This is a genomic window from Mammaliicoccus sp. L-M44, assembly GCF_022386355.1.
Lineage (GTDB): Bacteria > Bacillota > Bacilli > Staphylococcales > Staphylococcaceae > Mammaliicoccus > Mammaliicoccus sciuri_A.
On record NZ_JAJNIU010000060.1, the window covers coordinates 1 to 760 of the forward strand.

The window sequence follows — 760 nt, forward strand, 5'->3', positions numbered from 1 at the left end:
TAAAACGCAAATATGAGCCAAATAAATATATTTTGATTTCACAAAATGATTTTTTCTAAAAACCAGTGTCGATTTTTTAAGACACTGCCCATCTACATGCAAATTAATTTGCATACATTTTTTATAGTTCCCACAGGGGGCAGGCGACATTATTTTTAACAATAAAAAAGTGTCAGTCTAAGACCAACACTTTATGTTTCTTCTTCAATTTCATCAATCATTTGATGATTTAATTCTCTTTTTTCTTGTTCTGTTAAATCATGCAATTCACTCGCTAAATATTCTTTTTGTTTCCAAATATAAAAAATTTGATAGATATATTCAGTTGGATCAATCTCTTTTAAATAATCTAAATCGCCATTTTTTAATAACTTTCTCGCCTCTTTAAATAATCCTGAATAAACTAATACCTGTTTACCTTTAAGTGATTTATAGAATGCATCAAATACTTTTTGATTTATTAAATAATCACTATCTTTACCAGAATACTTAGCCATTTCATATAATTCTTTATTATTATTTTGTCTTATTTTTTGAACTTGAACTTGTGTTATTTCTGAAATGCCCGTTACATCACGCCATAAATCTAACCATTCTTGTTGGCTAATATAATATCTTTTATCTGTGAAATACGATTTATTTACTGCAATTAACACGTGAAAATGAGGGTTATAATCATCTCTTTTTTTATTATATGTAATCTCTAACTTACGAACATAACCCTTAATAATTGATTTAACTTTTTTACGTTCAACCATTT

1 protein-coding gene is annotated in these 760 nt (G+C 26.6%); it reads right to left on the reverse strand.

Annotated elements, in window-relative coordinates; all coding sequences use genetic code 11:
* Positions 1-191: 191 nt before the first annotated feature.
* Positions 192-760, reverse strand: a 569-nt coding sequence (locus tag LQ611_RS13905) for a protein rep (protein WP_239709670.1), incomplete at its 5' end; no start/stop codon positions are given.